Source organism: Hamadaea tsunoensis DSM 44101, from assembly GCF_000428945.1.
GTDB classification, from domain to species: domain Bacteria; phylum Actinomycetota; class Actinomycetes; order Mycobacteriales; family Micromonosporaceae; genus Hamadaea; species Hamadaea tsunoensis.
In genome coordinates this window covers 204,242-224,701 of sequence record NZ_AUAX01000009.1, presented here as the reverse complement: position 1 = coordinate 224,701, position 20,460 = coordinate 204,242, and the positions used below count along the sequence as shown (strand labels likewise).

The following is a 20,460-nucleotide window of genomic DNA, read 5'->3' as shown; positions in this document are numbered from 1 at the left end:
ACGCCTCAGGTAGCACGCGCCCCGCGGGCTCTACAGGTCGCGGCCCATGCTGACGACGCCGTCGGCGTCCTTGTAGTGCCCGAAGTGCGGGATCGGCTGGAATCCGAGCTTCGTGTACAGCGCGATCGCCTCCGGCTGCTTCGCGCCCGTCTCCAGGACCATGCGGGTCCGGCCGTGGTCGCGGGCGTTCGCCTCGACGGCCGCCATGAGCGCCTGGGCCACGCCCGTCTTGCGTACCTCGGGGGCGGTGTAGAGGCGCTTGAGCTCGGCGACCTCCTCCGAACCCTCGTGGCTGCGCCAGCCCACGCAACCGACCGGCTGCCCCTGCGCGTACGCGACGAGGAAGCCGCCGTCCGGCGGGTCGAATTCGAACGCCTCGACGACCGTTGCGTCCGGGCCGCCGTAACGCTCTGTTTGGTCCGCGTAGATCGCCGCGACGAGTCTTTGCGCTACTGGCGAGCCATAACGCATCGGACGGATGTCGAGACCGGTTCCAAGATCGCTCACAGAGTGTGAGGGTAGCGCCCGGTCAGCCGCGATGGAAGTGGTCCCAGCCCCGCGGTCCGGACCATTCCCGGCCGTCGACCGTGACCCCCTCGCCCCGCGACACCTTGCCGACCGCCCGCCAGCCGTCCGGCAGCTCGACGTCGGGCGGGAAGGTCGCCGCCAGCGCGTGGTCGTCGCCGCCGGCGAGAATCCACCGGTACGGGTCCACGCCCAGGGCCAGGGCCGCGTCCTTGAGCTGGGCCGGCAGCGCGAACGCCTCCCGGGACAGGTCGATGTGCACCTTGCTGGCCTTGGCCACGTGCCCGAGATCGGCGATGAGCCCGTCCGAGACGTCGATCATGCTGCTCGCCCCGGCCAGGGCCGCCTTCAACCCCGCACCGTACGCGACCACCGGCCGCCGGTACGCGTCCACGAGCACCTTCGGCGTACGGAAGCCGCGGGACAGCACGGTGTAGCCGGCCGCCGCCACCCCGAGCCGGCCGGCCAGCGCGACGATGTCGCCGGGATGCGCGCCGGAGCGGACGACCGGCCGCCGGCCCTGCAGGTCGCCGAGGGCCGTCACCACGATCACGAGGACCGGCGAGGAGGTCGTGTCCCCGCCGACGACCGAGGCGCCGACCAGGTCGGCCTCCTCGGCCAGCCCCTCGGCCATGTCCTCGATCCAGTCCGCGGCGAGGTCCGCCGGGGCGCACACCGCCACCAGCAGGGCGGTCGGGACGGCCCCCATCGCGGCGATGTCGGCCAGGTTGGCGGCGGCCGCCCGGTGCCCGACGTCGACCGCTTCGCACCAGTCGCGCCGGAAATGCCGGCCGTCGACCAGCGCGTCCGTGCAGGCCACGACCCGGCCGTCGGGCGCGCCGACCACGGCGGCGTCGTCGCCGGGGCCGAGCAGGCTGGTCGGCCCCTGCGGCAGCCGGGCCGTGACCCGGTCGATCAGGCCGAACTCGCCTGTGCCACTCAACCGGACACCCGAAGATGTCCGCCGGTCGCGTGCGGTAGCTTCAACGTCGTGGTCCACGCGTACATCCTGATTCAGACCGAGGTCGGTCGGGCCCGTGACGTGGCCGTCGAGATCGAGTCGATCCCGGGTGTCGTCCGCGTCGACGCGGTGACCGGCCCGTACGACGTCATCGTGCTCACCGAGAGCCAGAACGTCGACGAGCTGGGCCGCCTCATTATCAGCAAAGTGCAGGCGGTGTCCGGCATCACCCGCACGCTCACCTGTTCGGTGGTCAAGCTGTGAATCCTCGTGTGCTCGCGACCGTCATCGCCCTGCCGGTCGCGGTACTGACCGGCGTCGTCGTCTTCAATCTGGGCACACCGGGATCTTCCGCACCCCCTGCCACTCCCAACGCTCAGGCCACCACTCCGGTCACCGTCGACGCGCCACCGCTCGACGACAGGTCCGCGGTCGTCTGCCGGGCGCTCATCGCGAAGCTTCCCGATCGCGTACGCGACGCGGTCCGCCGCCCCGTGACGGCCGGGACCGAGCAGAACGCCGCGTACGGGGAGCCGGCCAAGATCGTGCAGTGCGGGCATCCGGCAGCCTCGTTCGACTCGACCGACGACGTCTACCTGCTTGACGGCGTCTGCTGGCACGCCGTCCAGCAGACCGGCGGCACCGAGTGGACCACGGTCGACCGGCAGGTGCCCGTCAAGGTCAGCATCCCGGGCGACCCGAACGGCGCCGCTCAGTGGGTCATCGGCTTCTCGGCCACGGTCGCCGCCAGCGTACCGAGCGCGAAGGCGCCCGCCGGCTGCACGACCGCCGCCTCCTGAGCCAGTTTTCGCGCGTGCCCGTAGGCGAACAGCAGCGGCACGATCCCGAACACCCCGAACGAGATGTCGATCACGGTCCACCAGCCGGGTATGCCGCGTACCGGGCCGGCGATGAGGGCCAGCGGGACGATGCCTACGCAGGCGACCATCCCCCACTGCAGCGTCCAGATGTTGCGGACGGGGTCGCGCAGCGGGCCGAGGAACGCCACCGCGATCACGAGATGGGCGAAGGCCAGCCAGTCCGTCCCGTACGCCATGAAGGGGTAGCGCTCGCCGGTCTCGGTCACACCGGTGGTCACACGGTCGATCCAGGCCACGAGGGCCGGCAGTCGATCTCCGACCGACCAGGAGTGCAGCGTGTCGTGCAGCAGCCGGACCTCGGACACGAGCGGGAACGCAGTGATGCCGGACAGTACGAGTCCGACCAGGAACAGCACCAACCAAACCCGCGTACGCCGCAGGCGCTGTCGAGGGGTCACGCGGCCGAGCGTACCTGAACGTGTTCAGTTTGCGTCTACCGGCGCCTCGACATGATCCAGGAACACAAAAAAGGTATGGTCGGCCCGTGAGCGAGAGCCCCCGCAAGATCCGGGTAGCCGTCGTATTCGGCGGCCGGAGTACCGAGCACGCCATCTCGTGCCTCAGCGCCGGCAGCGTCATGGCGGCGCTCGACCCGGCCGAGTTCGAGATCGTGCCCATCGGCATCACCCGCGAGGGCCGCTGGTTGCTCGCCTCCGCCGACCCGTCGCAGCTGGCGATCAACCGCGACGGCGACCGGCCGCGGCTGCCCGAGATCACCGCCGCCTCGGGCGAGCAGGTGGTCCTCGCGGCCGACCCGACCGGCTCCGCGCTCCTCTCCGTCACCGGCGGCGACCTGCGCACACTCGAACCGACCCACGGCTCCAGCGCCTTCGAGGGGATCGACGTCGTCTTCCCGGTGCTGCACGGCGCGTACGGGGAGGACGGCACGATCCAGGGGCTGCTGGAAATGGCCGGCATCCCCTACGTCGGCGCGAACGTCTTCGCCTCCGCGGCCGCCATGGACAAGGAGTTCACCAAGAAGCTCGCCATCGCGGCCGGCATCCCCGTCGGCGCGTACGCCGTCCTTCGGGCCGGTCAGTCGCTCAGCGAGGCCGACAAGGAGCGCCTCGGCCTCCCGGTCTTCGTCAAGCCTTCCCGGGCCGGATCCAGTTTCGGCATCACCCGGGTTGCGGACTGGGCCGACCTCGACGCGGCTGTCGCGACCGCCCGGGCCATCGACCCCAAGGTGCTCGTCGAGGCCGCGATCTTCGGCCGCGAGGTCGAGTGCGGCGTCCTCGAAGGCGAATTCGGCGGCGCCCCCGAGGCGTCCGTCCTCGCCGAGGTACGCGTCTCCGCCGACTACGTGTTCTACGACTTCGAGGCGAAGTACCTGGAAGACGCCACGGAATTCGACATCCCGGCCCACCTGCCCGCCGAGGTCGCCGCCCGGATCCGCGAGTACGCGACGCGTACGTTCACGGCGCTGGACTGCGCGGGGCTCGGCCGGGTGGACTTCTTCGTCTCGAACGAGGGGGAGATCTTCCTCAACGAGATCAACACGATGCCGGGGTTCACCTCGACGAGCGTGTTCCCCCGGATGTGGGCGGCGACCGGCGTGGACTACTCGAAGCTGGTCACCCGCCTGGTGAAGACCGCCCTCCGCCGAGGTGTCGGCCTCCACTAACCCCAAGATCAATAGTCTATAAGTTTCTTTTAAGGCATTTTGTCCCGGGTTCGCCGATCTCACCTCCGCTCCTCGCGCGGGAGACCGTTCCGGCCCCTCCGCTTCGCTCCGAGGCCTCCACTGCCACCCGAGTGGGGCGACGCATCGTCCACCGTCCTCCGGTCACCGTTTCGCCCCAACCCCCGACCGGCCCTTGTCGCGACTGTCCGATATAGGCGCTGGGCGGGGGTCGGCGGGATGATCGTTTACGGCTGTGGTGTGGAAATGGCCACCCGATGCATGATCGTTTACGGTTCCGGAGCGCGCTGACCGGGTTCTGCTACACCTGACACGTAATTGATCATGCAGATCGGGCCGGATTGACACCCCACCCGTAAACGATCAAGGAACCAGCACGCCGTGCTCACCTGGCGGAAGATCGTTCCCGCATCACGGACCATGGCTCTCGGCGGGACGGCATGGGAGTGATCCACAGCGGCCGGAATGACGGTCTCCCGCGGGAGGAGCGGAGGTGAGATCGACGAACCCGGGACAAAATGCCTATAAAAGGTCTTGATCTAGAGCTGCAACGCCCTCCCGAAGTCCCGGATCAGATCTGCTTCGTCCTCGATGCCGACGCTGAGGCGGATGAAGCCCGGCGCCGTCCGGTCGCCCCACTGGGCGCGGCGGTCCGCGCTCGTGTGCGTCCCGCCGAAGCTGGTCGCCGCCGCGACGAACTCCGCCTTCCGCAGGAATTCCGCCGCGTGCTCCACGCTCGGCAGTTCGAAGCCGAGCAGGCCCGGGATGCGCCGCATCTGCCGCTTCGCCACCTCGAACGACGGGTCGCCGGGCAGGCCGGGCCAGCGGACCGCGCGTACGCCGGGGTGCTGCGACAGGTACGCGGCGAGAGTGGCCGCCGTGGCGCTCTGCTGGCGGAGCCGCAGGTCCAGGGTGGACATCGAGCGGCGGGCGAGCCAGCAGTCGAAGGGCGCGGGGATGGCGCCGGAGAGCGTACGCCAGGAGGTCATGGTCGCCAGCAGTTCGGCGTTCCGGGTGGACACGTAGCCGATCAGCAGGTCGGAATGGCCGCTGATGGCCTTGCTGCCGGAGGCGAAGGAGACGTCCGCGCCGAGGTCGAGCGGGCGCTGGCCGAGCGGGGTCGCGGCGGTGTTGTCCACGGCGACGAGCGCGCCCGCGGCGTGGGCACGGGCGGCGACGTCGGCGATGTCCACGACGTCGAGCGAGGGGTTGGCCGGGGTCTCCAGCAACACCAGGCGTACGCCGTCGAAGCTCGGGTAGGGGCCGGCGGTCGGGGCCTCGACGATGGTGACCTGGAGCCCGGCGAGGAACTGTTCGCCGAACGTACGCACGTTGTAGTACCCGTCGCTGGGCACCATCACCGTGTCGCCGGGGCGCAGCACGGACAGCAGGACCGCCGTGACGGCCGCCTGGCCGCTGGCGAAGGCGAGGGTGTCGCCGCCTTCCAGTTCGCCCAGGGCGGCTTCGAGGACGCGCCGGGTCGGGTTGTCACCACGGCCGTAGCCGTCGACACCGGGCTGCCAGCCGGCGGGATCGAGATGGTACGGCGCGGCGAAGACGGGACCAGGCATCAACGGCTGGCCGGGAACGGCTGCGGGCTGGCCCGCGTGGACGCACAGCGTGGAATCGCCGAGGTGATCACCCATGGCCGGGACGATACCCAGCAGGCCGCCACGTTCGAAGAGCCACCGGGCGCAAAGCGGCCTGGATTACTCCGGCTTGGTCTCGCGCAGCATCAGCGCCGACACCGCCGTACGCGGATCCACGCCCTCGTGGCACACCCGCTCGACCTGCTCGGTGATCGGCATCTCGACCCCGTGCGCACGGGCCAGGTCCCGGATCGACAGGCAGCTCTTGACGCCCTCGGCGGTGTACTTCGTCGCCGCCGCGGCCTGCTCAAGGGTCTTGCCGTGGCCGAGGTGCTCGCCGAAGGTCCGGTTGCGCGACAGCGGCGAGACGCAGGTGCCGACGAGGTCGCCGAGGCCGGCCAGGCCCGCGAAGGTCAGCGGGTCGGCGCCGAGGGCCACCCCGAGCCGGGCGATCTCGGCCAGGCCCCGGGTGACGAGGCTGGCCTTCGTGTTGTCGCCGAGGCCCATCGCGTGCGCCATCCCGTACGCGAGCGCGATGACGTTCTTCACGGCGCCGCCCAGTTCGCACCCGATCACGTCGTCGTTCGTGTAGGGCCGGAAGTACGGGGTGAAGATCGCCCGCTGTACGCGGGTCGCCCGGTCCATGTCCTCGCAGGCGACCACGGTCGCGGTCGGCTGACCGGCGGCGATCTCGGGGGCCAGGTTGGGCCCGGTCACGATGGCCACGCGGTCCGAAGCGATCCCGGTCACCTCGACGATGACCTGGCTCATCCGCTGCAGGGTGCCGAGCTCGATGCCCTTCATCAGGGAGATCAGGGTCGCGTCGCCGTCGATGTGGGTCGCCCAGGCCGCGAGGTTGCCCCGCAGCGTCTGCGACGGCACCGACAGCGCGACCAGTTCGGCGCCCTTGAGCGCCTCGGCGGCGTCGGTGGTGGCCGTGACCCGCTCGCCGAGCCGGTACTCGGCGAAGTACTCGGGGTTGGAGCCGGTCTCCCGGATCGCTCGGGCGATCTCCTCGCGACGGGGTACCAGCGTCACGTCGTTGCCGGCGTCGTTGAGGATCTTGGCGAACGCGGTGCCCCACGAACCGGCGCCCAGGATGGTGGCCCTCACTGCGCCGCCCCCGCCGGCTTCTGCGCGGCCGCGGAGTTGCGCGCGGCCGGCGTGTACAGCGGCGGCGGGGTCGCGCCCCGGATCTCCCCCACGAGTACGCGGATGTGGTTCATGATCTCGTCCGTCATCTCGTTGAGCACGGCGGCCGTCGGATCGGCACCCGCCCACTTGCTCAGGTCGACCGCCGGGCCGGCGTAGACGGCGGAACGCGTACGCCAGATCCGCAGCTTCTTGGTCCGCGGGTCGAAGAGGCGCTCGGCACCGAACTGGCCGATCGGGATCACCGGGGCGCCGGTCGCCAGCGCGAGCCGGGCCACACCGGTCTTGCCGCGCATCGGCCACAGGTCCGGTTCACGGGTCGTCGTGCCCTCGGGGTAGATGACGACGCAGTCGCCGCCGCGTACCGCCGTGATCGCCGCGTCGAGGGCCCGGGCCGCGTCCACCGTGCCGCGGCTGACCGGGGTCTGCCGGCACCAGATGAGGATCTTGCCCACCACCGGTACGCGGAAGACGCTCTCCTTGGCCAGGAACTGCGGCCACCGGCCGGCGTCGTAGACGTAGTGCGCGGACGTGAACGGGTCGGCGTGCGACATGTGGTTGAAGGCGAGGATCACGCCGCCGGTCTGCGGGATGTGCTCCATCCCGCGCCAGTCCCGCGCCGTGAGCACCGTCATCAACGGTTTCACGATGCACACCGCGAACCGGGGCCAGAACCCGATCTTCCGCACTTGCTCAGCCTCCCACCGCCAGGGCGCCGCCGGCCGCCCGCCGGAGGAAAACCTCACCGGGACGACGAGCCGCCGACGACATCATGCCTGCCCGACCCGCCGGCAGGCCAGTCAACGGGCGTCCGGCACACTTCGACGAGTGGGATGGACCGTACTGGTGCCGCTGAAGAACCTCGCCTCGGCGAAGTCGCGGCTGCGCGCCGGCCGGCCCGGCGGTCCCGGCGAGCACACCGCCCTCGTCCTCGCCATGGCGTACGCGACCGTCAGCGCGGCCGCCGCCGCGGAAGGCGTGGACGAGGTCGTGGTGGTCACCGGCGATCCCCTGGTCCGCGAGGCGCTCCGGCCGACCGGCGCCCGGTACGCCGTCGACCCCGGGGGCGGCCTCAACGCGGCTCTGCGGTCGGCGGCGCGGGACGACGCGTACACGGCGGCGCTGACCGGTGACGTCCCGGCGCTCCGGCCGGCCGAACTCGCCGACGCCCTCCGGTACGCCCGCGGCGGCCGCAGTTTCGTCCCCGACGAGCCCGGCACCGGGACGGTTCTGCTGGCCGCGCCGGCCGGCGTACCGCTCGCGCCGCTGTTCGGGCCGGATTCGGCGCGCGCGCACGAACTGTCCGGGGCCGCCCGGCTGGAGAAGGACTGGCCGACCCTGCGGCGGGACGTGGACACCGCGGCCGACCTCGACCGGGTCCTCCTTCTGGGGTGGAAGGCACCAGCCGTTCGGGCATAGGGTCGGAAGATGGCCGAAGAGGAACGCAAGTACGCGGTGCCCCCCGCCTTCCGGCTGCCCGAACTGCGCGGCCTGCGCGTACGCGCCGCCACCCCGCGGACCCTCACCGCCACCTACTACGACACCGGCGACCTCCGGCTGGCCCGTTCCGGCGCGAGCCTGCGCTACCGCAGCGGCGACCTGGAGCCGTGGACCGTGAAGCTGCCGACCGCCACCACCGGCGTACGGGAGGAGATCTCGTTGCTCGGGCCGGCCGACGCCCCGCCCGAGGACCTCGTCTGGCTCGTCGCCTCGCTGTCCCGGGGCGCCCCGCTGGCCCCCGTCGCCACCCTGCGCAGCGTCCGCCGGGCGCACGAGGTCCGCGACGGGAACCGCGTCCTGGCCGAGATCGACGACGACACCGTCAGCGTCCTGGACGGCCGCCGGGTCGCCCGCCGGTTCCGCGAGATCGAGGTCGAGCGCCGCGACGGCTCCCGGCGCGCCCTGGACCGCATCGAGGACGACCTGGTCGCCGCGGGTGCGCGTACCGGCGCGTTCGTGCCCAAGCTGCACCGGGCCCTCGGCGATCTCGGGCCGCCCGACCTCGTGCCGCCCGGCGACGTCGGACCCCACCCCACGGCCGCCGACGTGGTCGCCCTCTCCGTCCGCGGCGCGGTCGACCGGTTCCTGCGCAACGATCCCCTCGTACGCCTGAAGCAGCCGCTCGACGACGGGGACACCCCGGTGCACCGGATGCGGGTCGCCTGCCGGCGGCTGCGCTCCGATCTGCGTACCTTCAGAAGGCTCCTGGACGCCGACTGGGGCCGCGACCTGCGCGCGGAGCTGAAGTGGTTCGCGGACGTGCTCGGGCACGCGCGGGACGCCGAGGTGCTGCGCGCCCGCCTGCACGCGACGGCGCGGGCCGACCCGCTCGCGGACCTGGCGGTGGCCGACCCCGGCGGGATCGCGGCGCTGGACGCGGCCCTGCGCGACCGCGAGGAACGGGCGCTGGCCGGCGTGGACGCGGCGATGCGCGCGCAGCGCTACCTGGCCCTGGTGGAGCGGCTCACCGTGGCGACCGGGCAGCTGCCGCTGCGGGAACTCGCCGAGGACCCGGCCGAGGCCGTGCTGCCCCGGCTGGCCCGCCGTCCGTGGCGGGACCTGGCCGCCGCCGCGCCGATGCTGCGGGCCACCGCGCCGGACGTGTTCTGGCACGAGGTCCGCATCCTCGCCAAGAAGGCCCGGTACGCCTTCGAAGCGGTCAGCCCCGGCGTTCCCGGCGCCGGCCGGGCGGCCAAGAAGATCAAGAAGGTGCAGGCGCTGCTGGGCGAGCACCAGGACGCGGCCGTGGCGGAGTCGACGTGGCTGGAACTTTCCGGCCCCGCGCCGGTGACCGCGGGCCGGCTGGCCGAGCGGGAGCGCGCGGCCGTCCGCGGTATCCGGGCCGCGTACCCTCAGACCTGGGCCGACTGCGGTTCCGCCCGGCTCACGGACTGGCTACGCTGATCCGATGCAGGGCACTGTCTCCGAGTTCGACCCGCACGACCGCAGCGGCGCGGTCCTTCTCGACGACGGCGAGCGCGTCCCGTTCGGGGGCGCGGCGTTCGTGGCCGGCGGTCTCCGGCTCGTCCGGCTGGGCCAGCGGGTACGCCTGGAGAAGGACGGCAACGGAGTCGTCGTACGCGTCACCATCCCCACGCTTCCCTGAGCTCGCCGGCAACCGGCGAACTGCTTTCCTGATCCCGTCGGCAACCGGCGGACTGCTTCCCTGAGCTCGCCGGCAACCGGCGGACTGCTTTCCTGATCCCGCCGGCAACCGGCGGGAAATGGGAAGTTCACCATCGCATCACCCTGAACTGGAAACAATATGCAGGTGAGCACCTCCGACCGGCCGGACAGCCCCTCCAACGACCGGCAGCCCGATCTGCCCGACGACCGGTTCTTCAACCGCGAGTTGACGTGGCTCGACTTCAACGCGCGCGTCCTGACCCTGGCCGAGGATCCCGCGACGCCGCTGCTCGAACGGGCCAAGTTCCTCGCCATCTTCGCCATGAACCTCGACGAGTTCTTCATGGTCCGCTTCGCCGCGCTGCAACGGCGCTGGCAGACCGGCCTGCCGCTGCGCGGGGTCGACCGCAAGCCGCCCCGCCAGCAGCTGGACCTCATCACCCAGAAGGCCTCCGACCTCGTCGCCCGGCACTCCACCTGTTTCGAGCAGCACGTGCGCCCGCTGCTGGCCGATGCCGGCATCGTCTTCGAGAGCTGGGAGAAGCTCTCCGAGTCCGAGCAGGAGAAGCTGCACACGTACTTCGCGGAGTACCTGTTCCCGGTCCTGACGCCGCTCGCCGTCGACCCCGCCCACCCGTTCCCGTACATCTCGGGTCTCTCGCTCAACCTGGCCGTGGTCGTCCGCGACCCGGACGGCGGCCCGGACCTCTTCGCCCGGGTGAAGGTCCCGGCCAACGTGCCGCGCTTCGCGACCGTCTCCCCGGGCCGGTTCATCGCCGTCGAGGAGCTCATCGCGGTGCACGTCGACCGCCTGTTCCCGGGCATGTCCATCGTGGACCACCACCTGTTCCGGGTGACCCGCAACGCCGAGGTCGAGATCGAGGAGGACCGCGACGAGGACCTCCTGCAGGCCCTGGAGCGGGAGCTGGCCCGGCGCAAGTTCGGCCCGCCCGTACGCCTCGAGGTCGCCGACGACATGACCGCCGAGATCGAGGAGACGCTGATCCGGGAGCTGGACGTCGACGGCCGCGACGTGCAGCGCATCCCGAGCGTGCTCGACCTCTCCGCGCTGTGGCAGGTCTACGAGGAGTCCGACCGCCCGGAGCTGAAGGAGCCGCGCTTCGTCCCGGAGACGCATCCGCGCCTGCGCGACGGCGACCGCAGCGTCTTCTCGGTCATCCGCGACGGCGACATCCTGCTGCACCACCCGTACCACTCGTTCTCGACGAGCGTCCAGCGCTTCATCGAGCAGGCCGCGGCCGACCCCAACGTGCTCGCCATCAAGCAGACGCTCTACCGCACCAGCGGCGATTCGCCGATCGTGGACGCGCTCGTGGACGCGGCCGAGGCGGGCAAGCAGGTCGTCGTCGTGGTCGAGGTGAAGGCCCGGTTCGACGAATGGGCCAACATCGGCTGGGCGCGCACCCTGGAACGCGCGGGCTGCCACGTCGTCTACGGCCTCGTCGGGCTCAAGACGCACGCCAAGATCGCCCTCGTCGTACGCCAGGAGGGTGCGATCCTGCGCCGCTACTGCCACGTCGGCACGGGCAACTACCACCCGAAGACCGCCCGCCTCTACGAGGACTTCGGCCTGCTGACGTCCGCGCCGGAGGTCGGGTCGGACGTGACCGAGCTGTTCAACCGGCTCACGGGCTACGGCCGGCCGCCGTCCTACCGGCGGCTGCTGGTGGCGCCGGAGGGCGTACGCGGCGGGTTGCTGGAGCTCATCGACGGCCAGATCAAGCGCGGCCGCCGCGGCCTCATCCAGATGAAGGTGAACTCGCTCGTCGACGACGAGATGGTCGACGCGCTCTACGCCGCCTCCCGGGCCGGTGTCCAGGTCGACCTCGTCGTCCGGGGCATGTGCACGCTCAAGCCGGGCGTGAAGGGGCTGTCCGACCGGATCCGCGTACGTTCGGTGCTCGGCCGGTTCCTGGAGCATTCCCGGGTCTTCCGGTTCGGCCAGGGCGCCGTGGCCCAGTGGTGGCTCGGTTCCGCCGACGTGATGCTGCGCAACCTCGATCAGCGGGTCGAGGCCCTGGTCAAGGTGACCGACCAGGTCGCCGTACAGCAGCTGTCCGACGCGATGGAGCTGTACCTTGCGGACACCTCCGGCGGCTTCGAGCTGCGCGCCGACGGCAGCTGGGTACGCCGTGAGGGCGCCGACCCGCAGCTGGTCCTGCTGACCTCCTGAGTTCTCCGCGCCCCGGCCGGGTTCCGGCCGGGGCCGGGCGGCCTAGAAGCGGCCGATCGCCACGAAGACGGCCAGCGCCAGCATGACGATGTTGACCGGCAGGACCTTCAGCTCGCCGTGGCGTACATGGTGGACGATCGCGCCGACCTGGACGACGGCCAGGCCGACGGCGGCCACCGGCGTCAGCCAGCTCGCGACGTCCAGGGCCCACGGCAGGATCAGGCCGATGCCGCCCAGCAGCTCCGCCGTCCCGATGAGCTTCACGGAGCCGGCCGAGTAGTGGTCGACCCAGGGCATGTTGGGGGCCAGCTTCTCCTTGGGCTGTGTCGCCTTCATGAGACCGGCCAGGATGTAGGCGGCGCCCAGCAGGATCTGCACGATCCAGAGCACGACGTTCACGGTGTCACCTTGTACTTTCACGGGTCAGGGGCTAAGTGGTGGGTATCCTCCGGTTGTTGAGCGTACAACAACCGGAGGAGATCCTCCAGATCCGCTGATAAGCTGGGCGGCATGAGCGAGACGCCGCTGCGCGCCGATGCCGCCCGCAACCGCGAACTGCTCCTCGACAGTGCCGTACGCCTCTTCGCCGCACGGGGACCGGACGCGCCCCTCGAAGACGTGGCGGCCGCGGCCGGAGTGGGCGTCGCCACGCTCTACCGCCGGTTCCCCACCCGCGAGGATCTCCTGCTGGCCGTGGCCGACCGGAAGATGGACGCGTACGAACAGGTGCTCCGGACGGCCCAGGCGATCGCGGACCCGTGGACCGCGTTCGCCTCCTACGTCGAGAACTTCTGCGCCGCCCAGGCCGCCGACGGCCGCCTCGCCGACATCCTCACGATGGTGTTCCCGGCGGCGCGGGAGTTCGAGGCCCGCCGGATGGCGCTCTACAACGGCTATCTCGCCCTCGTACGCGACGCCCAGGCGGCCGGTGCGCTCCGGGCGGACTACTCCCCCGAGGACCTGCCGGTGCTGCTGATGGCCAACGCCGGCGTACTGCGGGCGACGGCCGAGACCGCTCCGGGGGCGTGGAAGCGCTTCGTCGCGTACATGTTGCAGGCGTTCTGCGCCTCCCACCAGCGCGAGGACCTGCCGCCGGCGCCGACGCCGCGGCAGATGATGCGTTCCATGCAACAGGTAACGGCCTGCCACGGCCGATCTGCGCCCGACGCCCGGTGAGCGGGTTCCGGCCCGGACCGTCCGAACGCGACACGCCCGCCGGGCTTGGTCCGGCGGGCGCGTCTTCGGGGGTCGTCTAGCGGCGTGCGGCCTTTTTGGCGGGAGCCTTCTTGGCCGGAGCCTTCTTGGCGACGGTCTTCTTCGCGGCGGCCGCCTTGGCCGGAGCCGCCTTGGCGGTGGTCTTCTTGGCCGGAGCGGCCTTCGTAGCGGCCTTCGCCGGCGCCTTCTTGGCGACGGCGGCCTTCTTCACAGGCGCGGCCTTCTTCGCGGGAGCGGCCTTCTTGACGACGGCGGCCTTCTTGGCCGGAGCCGCCTTCGCGGCGGTCGCCGTCTTCTTCGCCGGCGCCGTGGCGGCCTTCTTCGTCGGGGGCGCCGTCTTCTTCGCCGGCGCCGTCGCGGTGGCCTTCTTGGCCGGGGCGGTCTTCTTCGCGGCCGCCGCCGTCTTCTTGGCCGGTCCGGCCAACTTGCCCGACGACACGGCGTCCTTGAAGCCTGCGCCGGCCCGGAACGCCGGAACCGCCGTCTTCGGCACCTTCACCGCCTCGCCCGTACGCGGGTTGCGGGCGGTCCGCGCGGCACGCTGCCGCTTCTCGAAAACGCCGAAACCGGTGAGCGACACCTTGTCGCCACGCGTCACGGCGGACTCGATCTCCGCGAGTACGGCGTCGAGCGCGGCGGTGGCGGTCTTCTTGTCCCCCAACCGGGCGGCGAGCGCCTCGATGAGCTCGGCCTTGTTCACGGTTCCCTCCAAGTGTTTCTCACTGGACTTCTACCAGTCATTCTTCGCGCACGCTAAGCCCTGGTATCACCATTTCCAAGCAGGTGACGGAAAAAGAGCATTTGTGTCGCGCGTTGGCCTTCATCTCGCAGTGTGCAACAGAAAACGGGTCCGCGCTCGTTGAGCGCGGACCCGAAGTCGTTGTGGCGTCAGGCGACGACCGGCCCGAAAGCCTTCCGGGAGGCCTCGAAGGCGCTGATTTCCTCTACATGCAACAAGGTCAGGCCGATGTCGTCCAGGCCCTCCATCAGGCGCCAGCGACTGAAATCGTCGAGCGAGAAAGCCCAGGTGGAGCCGCCGGCGCGGACTTCACGCGCGGCCAGGTCCACAGTCACCGCGGCGCTCGGATCCTTCTCCGTCAGCGACCACAGCTCCTCTACCGCATCGATCGGCAGCTCCACAGTCAGCAGGCCCTGCTTCAGAGAATTCCCCCGGAAGATGTCACCGAATCGGGGAGCGATCACCACCCGGAAGCCCCAGTCCCGCAGGGCCCAGACGGCGTGCTCGCGCGACGAACCGGTGCCGAACTCCGGCCCGGCGACCAGGATCGTGGCCCCGGCGTACGCCGGATCGTTGAGCACGAACGCGGAATCCTCGCGCCAGGCGGCGAAGAGCCCGTCCTCGAAACCGGTCCGGGTGACCCGCTTGAGGTACACGGCCGGGATGATCTGGTCCGTGTCCACGTTAGAGCGGCGCAGGGGCATCGCGGACCCGGTGTGCGCGGTGAACTTGTCCATGTCCGGTGTCCTCAGTTCAGGTCGGCCGGGGCGGCCAGGTGCCCCAGGACGGCGGTGGCGGCGGCGACCGGCGGCGAGACGAGGTGGGTACGCCCGCCCTTGCCCTGCCGGCCCTCGAAGTTGCGGTTGGACGTCGACGCCGAGCGCTGACCGGGCTTCAGCGTGTCCGGGTTCATGCCGAGGCACATGGAACAGCCGGCGAACCGCCATTCCGCGCCCGCATCGGTGAAGACCTGGTCGAGCCCCTCGGCCTCGGCGGCCGCGCGGACGGCGGCGGAACCGGGCACGATCATCATGCGTACGCCCTCGGCGACCTTGCGGCCCTTGATGACGCCCGCGGCGGCGCGCAGGTCCTCCAGGCGGCCGTTGGTGCACGAGCCGACGAAGACCACGTCCACGGCCACGTCGCGCAGCTTCTGACCCGGAGTCAGGTCCATGTACGCCAGCGCGCGCTCGGCGGCGGCCCGCTCGGCTTCGTCCTCAAACGACTCCGGCGCCGGTACCTCGCCGGCCAGCGGCGCGCCCTGTCCCGGGTTGGTTCCCCAGGTGACGAAGGGCGTGACCTTGCTGACGTCCAGCGTGATCTCGGTGTCGAAGACCGCGCCGTCGTCGGTACGCAGCGTCCGCCAGTACTCGACGGCGGCGTCCCAGGCGTCGCCCTGCGGCGCGAAGGTACGCCCCTTGAGCCACGCGAAGGTGGTCTCGTCCGGCGCGATGAGGCCGGCCTTGGCGCCCCACTCGATCGACATGTTGGAGATGGTCATCCGGCCCTCCATGGAGAGCTGCTCGATGACCGGTCCGCGGTACTCGACGACGTGGCCGCGCCCGCCGCCCGTGCCGACCTGCGTGATGAGGGCCAGGATCAGGTCCTTGGCGGTCACGCCCGGCTGCAGGTCGCCGACGAAGTTGACGGCCATCTGCTTCGGCGTGTTCTGCGGCAGCGTCTGCGTCGCGAGCACGTGCTCGACCTCGCTCGTACCGATGCCGAAGGCCAGCGCGCCGAAGGCACCGTGGGTCGAGGTGTGCGAATCGCCGCAGACGATCGTCATACCCGGCTGGGTCAGGCCCTGCTGCGGACCCATGACGTGCACCACACCCTGCTCGGGATCGCCCAGCGGGTGAAGTTTCACGCCGAATTCCGCGCAGTTGCGCCGCAGCGTCTCGATCTGCGTACGGCTCACCGGGTCGGCGATGGTCAGGAGGTTGTCGGTCGGCGTGTTGTGGTCCTCGGTCGCGATCGTGAGATCGGTCCGCCGAACCGTGCGCCCCGCCACCCGCAGCCCGTCGAAGGCCTGCGGACTGGTCACCTCATGGAGCAGATGCAGGTCGATATAGAGAAGATCCGGTTCCCCAGCGGCCGACCTGACGACGTGCGCGTCCCAGACTTTCTGGGCAAGCGTCCTGTCCTGACCGCTTTCCTGGCTCTTGGCGCCAGCGCTCATCGGTGTTTCTCCCACCATCTGGACATCCCAAGTTTTGGGAGGTATGTTTCGGTGTGTGGGACACAGTATGTCTGGCGTGGGCGTCCTTGACAAGGCGGTAGTGATACTTGCCGCCTGTGTCGACGGCGCCAGCCTCGCGGAACTCGTCGATCGCACCAAGCTGCCGAGAGCAACGGCGCACCGGCTGGCGCAAGCGCTGGAAATCCATCGGATGCTGGTTCGGGACACGCAGGGACGCTGGCGTCCGGGTCCCCGGTTGGGCGAATTGGCCAATGCCGCGCCCGACGTGCTCCTCACCGCCGCGGAGCCCCTTCTCGCCGCGCTGCGCGACAACACCGGCGAAAGCGCGCAGCTCTACCTGCGCCGCGCCGACGAGCGCATCTGCGTCGCGGCCGCCGAGCGCGCATCCGGCCTGCGGGACACCGTGCCCGTCGGCTCGATACTGCCGATGACCGCCGGGTCCGCGGCCCAGGTGCTGCTGGCCTGGGAACCGCCCGAGGCCGTGATGCCTCTCCTGCCGCGCTGCAAGTTCACCGGCAAGACCCTCGCGGAGGTACGCCGCCGCGGCTGGGCCCAGTCGGTGGCCGAGCGGGAGGCGGGTGTGGCGAGCGTCTCGGCGCCGATCCGCGACCGCACCGGCCGGGTCATCGCGTCGATCAGCGTCTCCGGGCCGATCGAGCGGCTCGGCCGGCGCCCCGGTGACCGGCACGCGATGGCGGTCGTCCGCGCCGGACAGCGCCTCTCCGGCCTCTGACACCGACCGCGTCTGTTATCGACGAAAAGCGGCCCGTCCCGGCGTACCGGGGCGGGCCGCTGTGTTTTCGGGCCGCTGTGTTTCCGGCCGCGGTGTTCGCGGAACGTCAGTGCTGTTCCCACGAGGTGAGCCGCAGCGTCACCTTGTCGTTGTCCAGCGACTCCACGTAGAGCAGCGTCAGCCGGACCGGTACGCCGTCCGCCTTGGCCTGGTCGACCGACGACAGGATGCACAGCTTCGTGTCCCGGGACGCCGCGATCGTCGTATTGATGTTCAGCAGGGAGGTACGCAGCGCGTCCAGGCAGTCGGCGGCGCCGGCGCTGTCGCTGGGGGCCAGGGCGACCTGGACACCGTCCTGGAACGACAACGACGGCGTATTGCTGCTGTAGCTGCTGTTCAGCCCCACCTCGGAGCCGCTGCGGTCATGCTGGATCTTCGGGGTGTCGAGGTCGATGTACGCCGTGTTGCCCGACGCCGTCGGCATCAGTTCCTTGTTGGTGTAGTGCTCGCCGAAGACCGCCTTGGGGTCCAGCGGATCCCCCGCGCTGGCCGAGGGGGCGGGCGAAACCGTGCCCTGCCCGCCCGAGGTCGGCGAGGACGCCGGTGCGGGGCTCTGCGCGGCCGCCGACGGTTCCGGCCGCAGTCCCGCCGCGGCCAGTGTCTTGTCGAGCTTGTCGGTCGCGTCGGACGCCTTCTTGGCCGCGTAGACGGCGACACCGCTGGCGACGATGGCCAGCAGCACGGCCACGACCGCGACGAACAGCGCGAAGCCACCGCCGCGCCGCGGAGCCTCCGTCATGAACTGGCCGGTCGGCTCGGGCGCCGGGGTGGGCGGCGGGGTCGCCTTGCCGGCGGTGAACTTCGGGCTCGGCTGAGCGGGCGCCGGGGCGGGGGCCGGCGGCATCACCTTCGTCGGCTCCGCCGAGTTGTCGGGGGTGGAATCGGTCATCGCGCTCTCCTGATCCGGCGTTCCTGTCGCGGCATTCTCCCCCGGAGATCCATGCCCGGGCACGCCGTACCGAGTCGGATATCCGCTATGGTGCCGATGTTCCGCTTTCATCGACTCCGGTGACAAAATCGCCCCGCCGACCATCTCCGAGCAGGGAAAAGCGTGTGACCGACAACCCTTCGTCCGCCCGGCCGGCCGAGCGCTGGACCGCTCTTCTCATCGCCGGCGTCACCGCGCTGGCCGCCATCGGCGGCACGGTCGCGGCCTTTCTGGCCCTCAAGAAGCCCGACCATCCCGAGACAGTGGCGGTCACCTCCTCCTCGGTCGCGGCCGCTCCGTCGTCCCCGGCGGCTGCGGCATCCCCGACCGTCTCGGCAGCCCCGTCCGGCCCGGTCTCCCCCGCCGCCTCCACCGATCCGGCGATCCCTTCCGGCGCGGTGTTCCTCGACGGGGCGACGCCCGAACGGGGCGCAGGGAACCTGAAGCAGCTGCCGTCGGCGTACCGGGGGAAGCCCGGATTCGAGCACGCCCTCGCGGTCGCGTGTGTCTCACCTGGACAGAAGTACGCCGAGGTCGTCTACGAGATCCGCGGCGCGTACGCGAGATTCGGCACGACCATGCTCGGCGTACCGGCCCGGTCGGGCGACCTCGGCGCCAGGATGCAGCTGTGGGTCTACTCCGATCCGCGCAAGGACGACGCGAACACGCAGACCAATCCGCCGCCGGTCAGCCGGGAGTCCACCGCCGGCAAGGCCGTGCCGGTCGACGTGTCGATCGAGGGCGTCTGGTCGCTGCGGCTGCAGATCCGTTGCGACTCCACGACGGATCTCGTGGTCCTGCGCGACCCCTGGCTGCTGGCGAGCTGACGGGTTCTTCAGCCGCCGGGCGGCGTACCCGTAATCTCAGGACATGGACGTCGTGATGCCGGTGGCGATCCGGGACATGGTGCACGCGGACCTGGCGGAGTGCGCCTGGTCCGGCAGCCCGGCGCACCTGCGGGCGGTGGAGAAGGAACTGCTCCTGGCCGCACGCGACCGCGCGGACTACTTCGTCGCGTGCCCGCCCTCGGGGCTGCCGGTCGCCAAGGGCGGGATCACCTACCAGCTGGCACCGGGCAGCGGAACGATCTGGCAGCTCGCCGTTCATCCAGCCCTGCAGGGGCTGGGGATCGGGACACTGCTCATCGGCGCGATGGAGGACCGTATCCGCGAGCGCGGATGCCACAGCGCCGAGATCCGCGTAGAGGTGGACAACCCCCGGGCCCAGGCGCTGTACGCACGGCTCGGGTACCTGGCGTTCGCGGAGGTGCCCGAGTCATGGGAGACCGACGACGGGCTGTACGAGACGACCCTCACCGTCATGGCCAAGCACCTCGGATAACCGGGAACCCGCGGGCCCTGACGGTGAGGCAGGCCCTGATCGCCAGACGGCCGGGAAAGGAAAACGGCGGGCCACCGATGGTGACTCGCCGTGAATTCGCTGTAGCCCCGACCGGATTCGAACCGGCGCTACCGCCTTGAGAGGGCGGCGTCCTAGGCCGCTAGACGACGGGGCCCTAGAACTCTGCTCGCGCAGATCTTCCTTTTTCACACTTGTGCCGCCTCGCGGCGGCGTCTGAACCTTACCAGATCCAGGTCTCCCACAGTAAATCGTGGTCAACGCTGGGGTACCAGGACTCGAACCTAGACTAACTGAACCAGAATCAGTTGGGCTGCCAATTACCCCATACCCCATCGGCGCCGCTCACGGAGGCTTTACCCGAAGGCTCACCGCCGCTCGCCGTGCCGAGGTGGAACTTTACCCGACCGGCCCGGGCAGCGCCAAACCGGTATGCCATTACGCTGCTCGCGTGGCGGAGTTGATCCCGGCGTGGCTGCGGAAGACCGATGGTGAGCACCGGTGGCCGGCGGCTGTGACCGTCCTCGTCATGATCTCGTTGCAGATCATGGTCGCGGACGCGCTCAATCTCGAGCCGGGCTGGCTGATGCCGGTCGTCGAGGGGGCGCTGCTGCTGTTGCTGCTGGCGCTGGACCCGGGCCGGATGAACCGCGAGGAGAAGTACCTGCGGGTGCTCGGCCTCACGTTCGTCGGCGCCGCCGCGATCGCCAACGGGTACGCCGCCCTCGAACTCATCTACGGCATCGCGACCGGCAAGGCGCCGGTGCACGGGATGAGCCCGTCCGACCTGCTGCTGACCGGCGGCGCGGTGTGGCTCACCAACGTGATCGTGTTCGCCCTCGTCTATTGGGAGCTGGACTCGGGCGGGCCGGCCGCGCGGGCGAACGCCCGATGTGACCGGCCCGACTTCCTGTTCCCGCAGATGACCGCGCCCGATCTGGCCCGGCACGACTGGGAGCCGGGGTTCATCGACTACCTCTACGTCGCGTTCACCAACGCGACCGCGTTCAGCCCGACCGACACCATGCCGATGACGCGGTGGGCGAAGCTGACGATGATGTTCCAGTCCAGCGTCTCCGTGGCGCTCATCGCGCTCGTGATCGCCCGGTCGGTGAACATCCTCAGCACCTGAGCACCTGAGCACCTCAGCACCTGA

The 20,460-nt window shown here is 70.7% G+C and carries 23 protein-coding genes and 2 tRNA genes; 12 read left to right on the top strand and 13 right to left on the bottom strand.

Features of this window, described 5'->3' with window-relative positions:
- Positions 1-30: 30 nt before the first annotated feature.
- Both G401_RS0118905 and G401_RS0118900 read right to left on the bottom strand, forming a co-directional pair.
- Positions 31-471: a GNAT family N-acetyltransferase gene (locus tag G401_RS0118905; protein WP_034592156.1), complete on the bottom strand. Its 441-nt coding sequence runs from the start codon at positions 469-471 to the stop codon at positions 31-33.
- Positions 472-529: 58 nt separating this feature from the next.
- Positions 530-1,468 carry a thiamine-phosphate kinase gene (locus G401_RS0118900; RefSeq protein ID WP_027343741.1) on the bottom strand — a complete coding sequence of 313 codons (939 nt, stop codon included), beginning with the start codon at positions 1,466-1,468 and terminating at the stop codon, positions 530-532.
- 48 nt (positions 1,469-1,516) lie between these two features.
- Here G401_RS0118900 and G401_RS0118895 point away from each other — a divergent pair, with 48 nt between their 5' ends.
- Complete coding sequence (locus G401_RS0118895; RefSeq protein ID WP_027343740.1) at positions 1,517-1,750, top strand: Lrp/AsnC ligand binding domain-containing protein; 234 nt, start codon at positions 1,517-1,519, stop codon at positions 1,748-1,750.
- Positions 1,747-2,286 (top strand): DUF3515 family protein, encoded by a 540-nt coding sequence (locus G401_RS0118890; protein WP_169734210.1) that lies wholly within the window; start codon positions 1,747-1,749, stop codon positions 2,284-2,286. Before G401_RS0118895 ends, G401_RS0118890 begins: the two co-directional genes overlap by 4 nt.
- Here G401_RS0118890 and G401_RS46720 read toward each other — a convergent pair.
- Positions 2,199-2,765: a hypothetical protein gene (locus G401_RS46720; protein ID WP_051366831.1), complete on the bottom strand. Its 567-nt coding sequence runs from the start codon at positions 2,763-2,765 to the stop codon at positions 2,199-2,201. The genes G401_RS0118890 and G401_RS46720 overlap by 88 nt on opposite strands.
- Positions 2,766-2,851: 86 nt before the next feature.
- On the opposite strand from G401_RS46720, the gene G401_RS0118880 reads away from it, so the two are divergent.
- Complete coding sequence (locus G401_RS0118880; RefSeq protein ID WP_027343738.1) at positions 2,852-3,991, top strand: D-alanine--D-alanine ligase family protein; 1,140 nt, start codon at positions 2,852-2,854, stop codon at positions 3,989-3,991.
- 557 nt (positions 3,992-4,548) lie between these two features.
- Here the strand turns inward: G401_RS0118880 and G401_RS0118875 are convergent.
- The 3 genes from G401_RS0118875 to G401_RS46715 all read right to left on the bottom strand — a co-directional run bounded on the left by G401_RS0118875 (position 4,549) and on the right by G401_RS46715 (position 7,397).
- Positions 4,549-5,655 (bottom strand): cystathionine gamma-lyase, encoded by a 1,107-nt coding sequence (locus G401_RS0118875; protein WP_027343737.1) that lies wholly within the window; start codon positions 5,653-5,655, stop codon positions 4,549-4,551.
- Positions 5,656-5,718: 63 nt separating this feature from the next.
- A complete protein-coding gene (locus G401_RS0118870) occupies positions 5,719-6,711 on the bottom strand; it encodes an NAD(P)H-dependent glycerol-3-phosphate dehydrogenase (protein ID WP_027343736.1) in 993 nt (330 codons plus the stop codon).
- Positions 6,708-7,397 carry a lysophospholipid acyltransferase family protein gene (locus tag G401_RS46715; protein WP_407636886.1) on the bottom strand — a complete coding sequence of 230 codons (690 nt, stop codon included), beginning with the start codon at positions 7,395-7,397 and terminating at the stop codon, positions 6,708-6,710. Before G401_RS46715 ends, G401_RS0118870 begins: the two co-directional genes overlap by 4 nt.
- Positions 7,398-7,578: 181 nt before the next feature.
- On the opposite strand from G401_RS46715, the gene cofC reads away from it, so the two are divergent.
- The 4 genes from cofC (at position 7,579) to G401_RS46705 (ending at position 12,070) form a co-directional block, all read left to right on the top strand.
- Positions 7,579-8,169 carry a 2-phospho-L-lactate guanylyltransferase gene (gene cofC, locus G401_RS46710; RefSeq protein ID WP_245601772.1) on the top strand — a complete coding sequence of 197 codons (591 nt, stop codon included), beginning with the start codon at positions 7,579-7,581 and terminating at the stop codon, positions 8,167-8,169.
- 9 nt (positions 8,170-8,178) lie between these two features.
- Positions 8,179-9,654, top strand: a complete 1,476-nt coding sequence (locus G401_RS0118855) for a CYTH and CHAD domain-containing protein (RefSeq protein ID WP_027343735.1) — start codon at positions 8,179-8,181, stop codon at positions 9,652-9,654.
- Between the two features lie 4 nt (positions 9,655-9,658).
- Positions 9,659-9,856 carry a hypothetical protein gene (locus G401_RS0118850; RefSeq protein WP_027343734.1) on the top strand — a complete coding sequence of 66 codons (198 nt, stop codon included), beginning with the start codon at positions 9,659-9,661 and terminating at the stop codon, positions 9,854-9,856.
- Between the two features lie 165 nt (positions 9,857-10,021).
- A complete protein-coding gene (locus tag G401_RS46705; RefSeq protein WP_245601770.1) occupies positions 10,022-12,070 on the top strand; it encodes an RNA degradosome polyphosphate kinase in 2,049 nt (682 codons plus the stop codon).
- 42 nt (positions 12,071-12,112) lie between these two features.
- Here G401_RS46705 and G401_RS0118840 read toward each other — a convergent pair whose 3' ends face one another.
- A complete protein-coding gene (locus tag G401_RS0118840; RefSeq protein WP_027343733.1) occupies positions 12,113-12,469 on the bottom strand; it encodes a DoxX family protein in 357 nt (118 codons plus the stop codon).
- Between the two features lie 111 nt (positions 12,470-12,580).
- Here G401_RS0118840 and G401_RS0118835 point away from each other — a divergent pair, with 111 nt between their 5' ends.
- Entirely contained in the window at positions 12,581-13,246 is a 666-nt protein-coding gene (locus G401_RS0118835) for a TetR/AcrR family transcriptional regulator (protein ID WP_034592155.1), read from the top strand.
- Positions 13,247-13,322: 76 nt separating this feature from the next.
- Here G401_RS0118835 and G401_RS0118830 read toward each other — a convergent pair whose 3' ends face one another.
- The 3 genes from G401_RS0118830 to leuC form a co-directional block, all read right to left on the bottom strand.
- On the bottom strand, positions 13,323-13,985 hold the full coding sequence (locus G401_RS0118830) for an HU family DNA-binding protein (protein WP_027343731.1): 663 nt from the start codon (positions 13,983-13,985) through the stop codon (positions 13,323-13,325).
- A gap of 188 nt (positions 13,986-14,173) precedes the next feature.
- Entirely contained in the window at positions 14,174-14,761 is a 588-nt protein-coding gene (gene leuD, locus G401_RS0118825; RefSeq protein WP_027343730.1) for a 3-isopropylmalate dehydratase small subunit, read from the bottom strand.
- 11 nt (positions 14,762-14,772) lie between these two features.
- On the bottom strand, positions 14,773-16,221 hold the full coding sequence (leuC, locus tag G401_RS0118820) for a 3-isopropylmalate dehydratase large subunit (protein WP_051366828.1): 1,449 nt from the start codon (positions 16,219-16,221) through the stop codon (positions 14,773-14,775).
- 49 nt (positions 16,222-16,270) lie between these two features.
- On the opposite strand from leuC, the gene G401_RS0118815 reads away from it, so the two are divergent.
- Positions 16,271-16,957, top strand: coding sequence for an IclR family transcriptional regulator (locus G401_RS0118815; RefSeq protein WP_027343728.1), 687 nt, complete (start codon positions 16,271-16,273; stop codon positions 16,955-16,957).
- A 106-nt stretch (positions 16,958-17,063) separates the two neighbouring features.
- On the opposite strand, the gene G401_RS0118810 is transcribed toward G401_RS0118815, so the two are convergent.
- Positions 17,064-17,906 carry a hypothetical protein gene (locus G401_RS0118810; protein WP_027343727.1) on the bottom strand — a complete coding sequence of 281 codons (843 nt, stop codon included), beginning with the start codon at positions 17,904-17,906 and terminating at the stop codon, positions 17,064-17,066.
- 164 nt (positions 17,907-18,070) lie between these two features.
- On the opposite strand from G401_RS0118810, the gene G401_RS0118805 reads away from it, so the two are divergent.
- On the top strand, positions 18,071-18,772 hold the full coding sequence (locus G401_RS0118805) for a hypothetical protein (RefSeq protein ID WP_027343726.1): 702 nt from the start codon (positions 18,071-18,073) through the stop codon (positions 18,770-18,772).
- Between the two features lie 43 nt (positions 18,773-18,815).
- Complete coding sequence (locus G401_RS0118800) at positions 18,816-19,286, top strand: GNAT family N-acetyltransferase (protein ID WP_027343725.1); 471 nt, start codon at positions 18,816-18,818, stop codon at positions 19,284-19,286.
- A gap of 102 nt (positions 19,287-19,388) precedes the next feature.
- Here G401_RS0118800 and G401_RS0118795 read toward each other — a convergent pair.
- Positions 19,389-19,461 (bottom strand) — tRNA-Glu (locus tag G401_RS0118795).
- A 106-nt stretch (positions 19,462-19,567) separates the two neighbouring features.
- Positions 19,568-19,639 (bottom strand) — tRNA-Gln (locus tag G401_RS0118790).
- A 116-nt stretch (positions 19,640-19,755) separates the two neighbouring features.
- Here G401_RS0118790 and G401_RS0118785 point away from each other — a divergent pair.
- On the top strand, positions 19,756-20,436 hold the full coding sequence (locus G401_RS0118785; protein ID WP_034592153.1) for a DUF1345 domain-containing protein: 681 nt from the start codon (positions 19,756-19,758) through the stop codon (positions 20,434-20,436).
- The last annotated feature ends 24 nt before the right edge of the window (positions 20,437-20,460 follow it).

Excerpts from the sequence above, each read along its gene's own strand:
- leuC (WP_051366828.1), bottom strand. The coding sequence starts at position 16,221 with ATGGTGGGAGAAACACCGATGAGCGCTGGCGCCAAGAGCCAGGAAAGC.
- G401_RS0118835 (WP_034592155.1), top strand. The coding sequence starts at position 12,581 with ATGAGCGAGACGCCGCTGCGCGCCGATGCCGCCCGCAACCGCGAACTG.
- G401_RS0118855 (WP_027343735.1), top strand. The coding sequence starts at position 8,179 with ATGGCCGAAGAGGAACGCAAGTACGCGGTGCCCCCCGCCTTCCGGCTG.
- G401_RS0118810 (WP_027343727.1), bottom strand. The coding sequence starts at position 17,906 with ATGACCGATTCCACCCCCGACAACTCGGCGGAGCCGACGAAGGTGATG.
- G401_RS0118800 (WP_027343725.1), top strand. The coding sequence starts at position 18,816 with ATGGACGTCGTGATGCCGGTGGCGATCCGGGACATGGTGCACGCGGAC.
- G401_RS0118875 (WP_027343737.1), bottom strand. The coding sequence starts at position 5,655 with ATGGGTGATCACCTCGGCGATTCCACGCTGTGCGTCCACGCGGGCCAG.
- G401_RS0118905 (WP_034592156.1), bottom strand. The coding sequence starts at position 471 with ATGCGTTATGGCTCGCCAGTAGCGCAAAGACTCGTCGCGGCGATCTAC.
- leuD (WP_027343730.1), bottom strand. The coding sequence starts at position 14,761 with ATGGACAAGTTCACCGCGCACACCGGGTCCGCGATGCCCCTGCGCCGC.
- G401_RS0118815 (WP_027343728.1), top strand. The coding sequence starts at position 16,271 with ATGTCTGGCGTGGGCGTCCTTGACAAGGCGGTAGTGATACTTGCCGCC.
- G401_RS0118850 (WP_027343734.1), top strand. The coding sequence starts at position 9,659 with ATGCAGGGCACTGTCTCCGAGTTCGACCCGCACGACCGCAGCGGCGCG.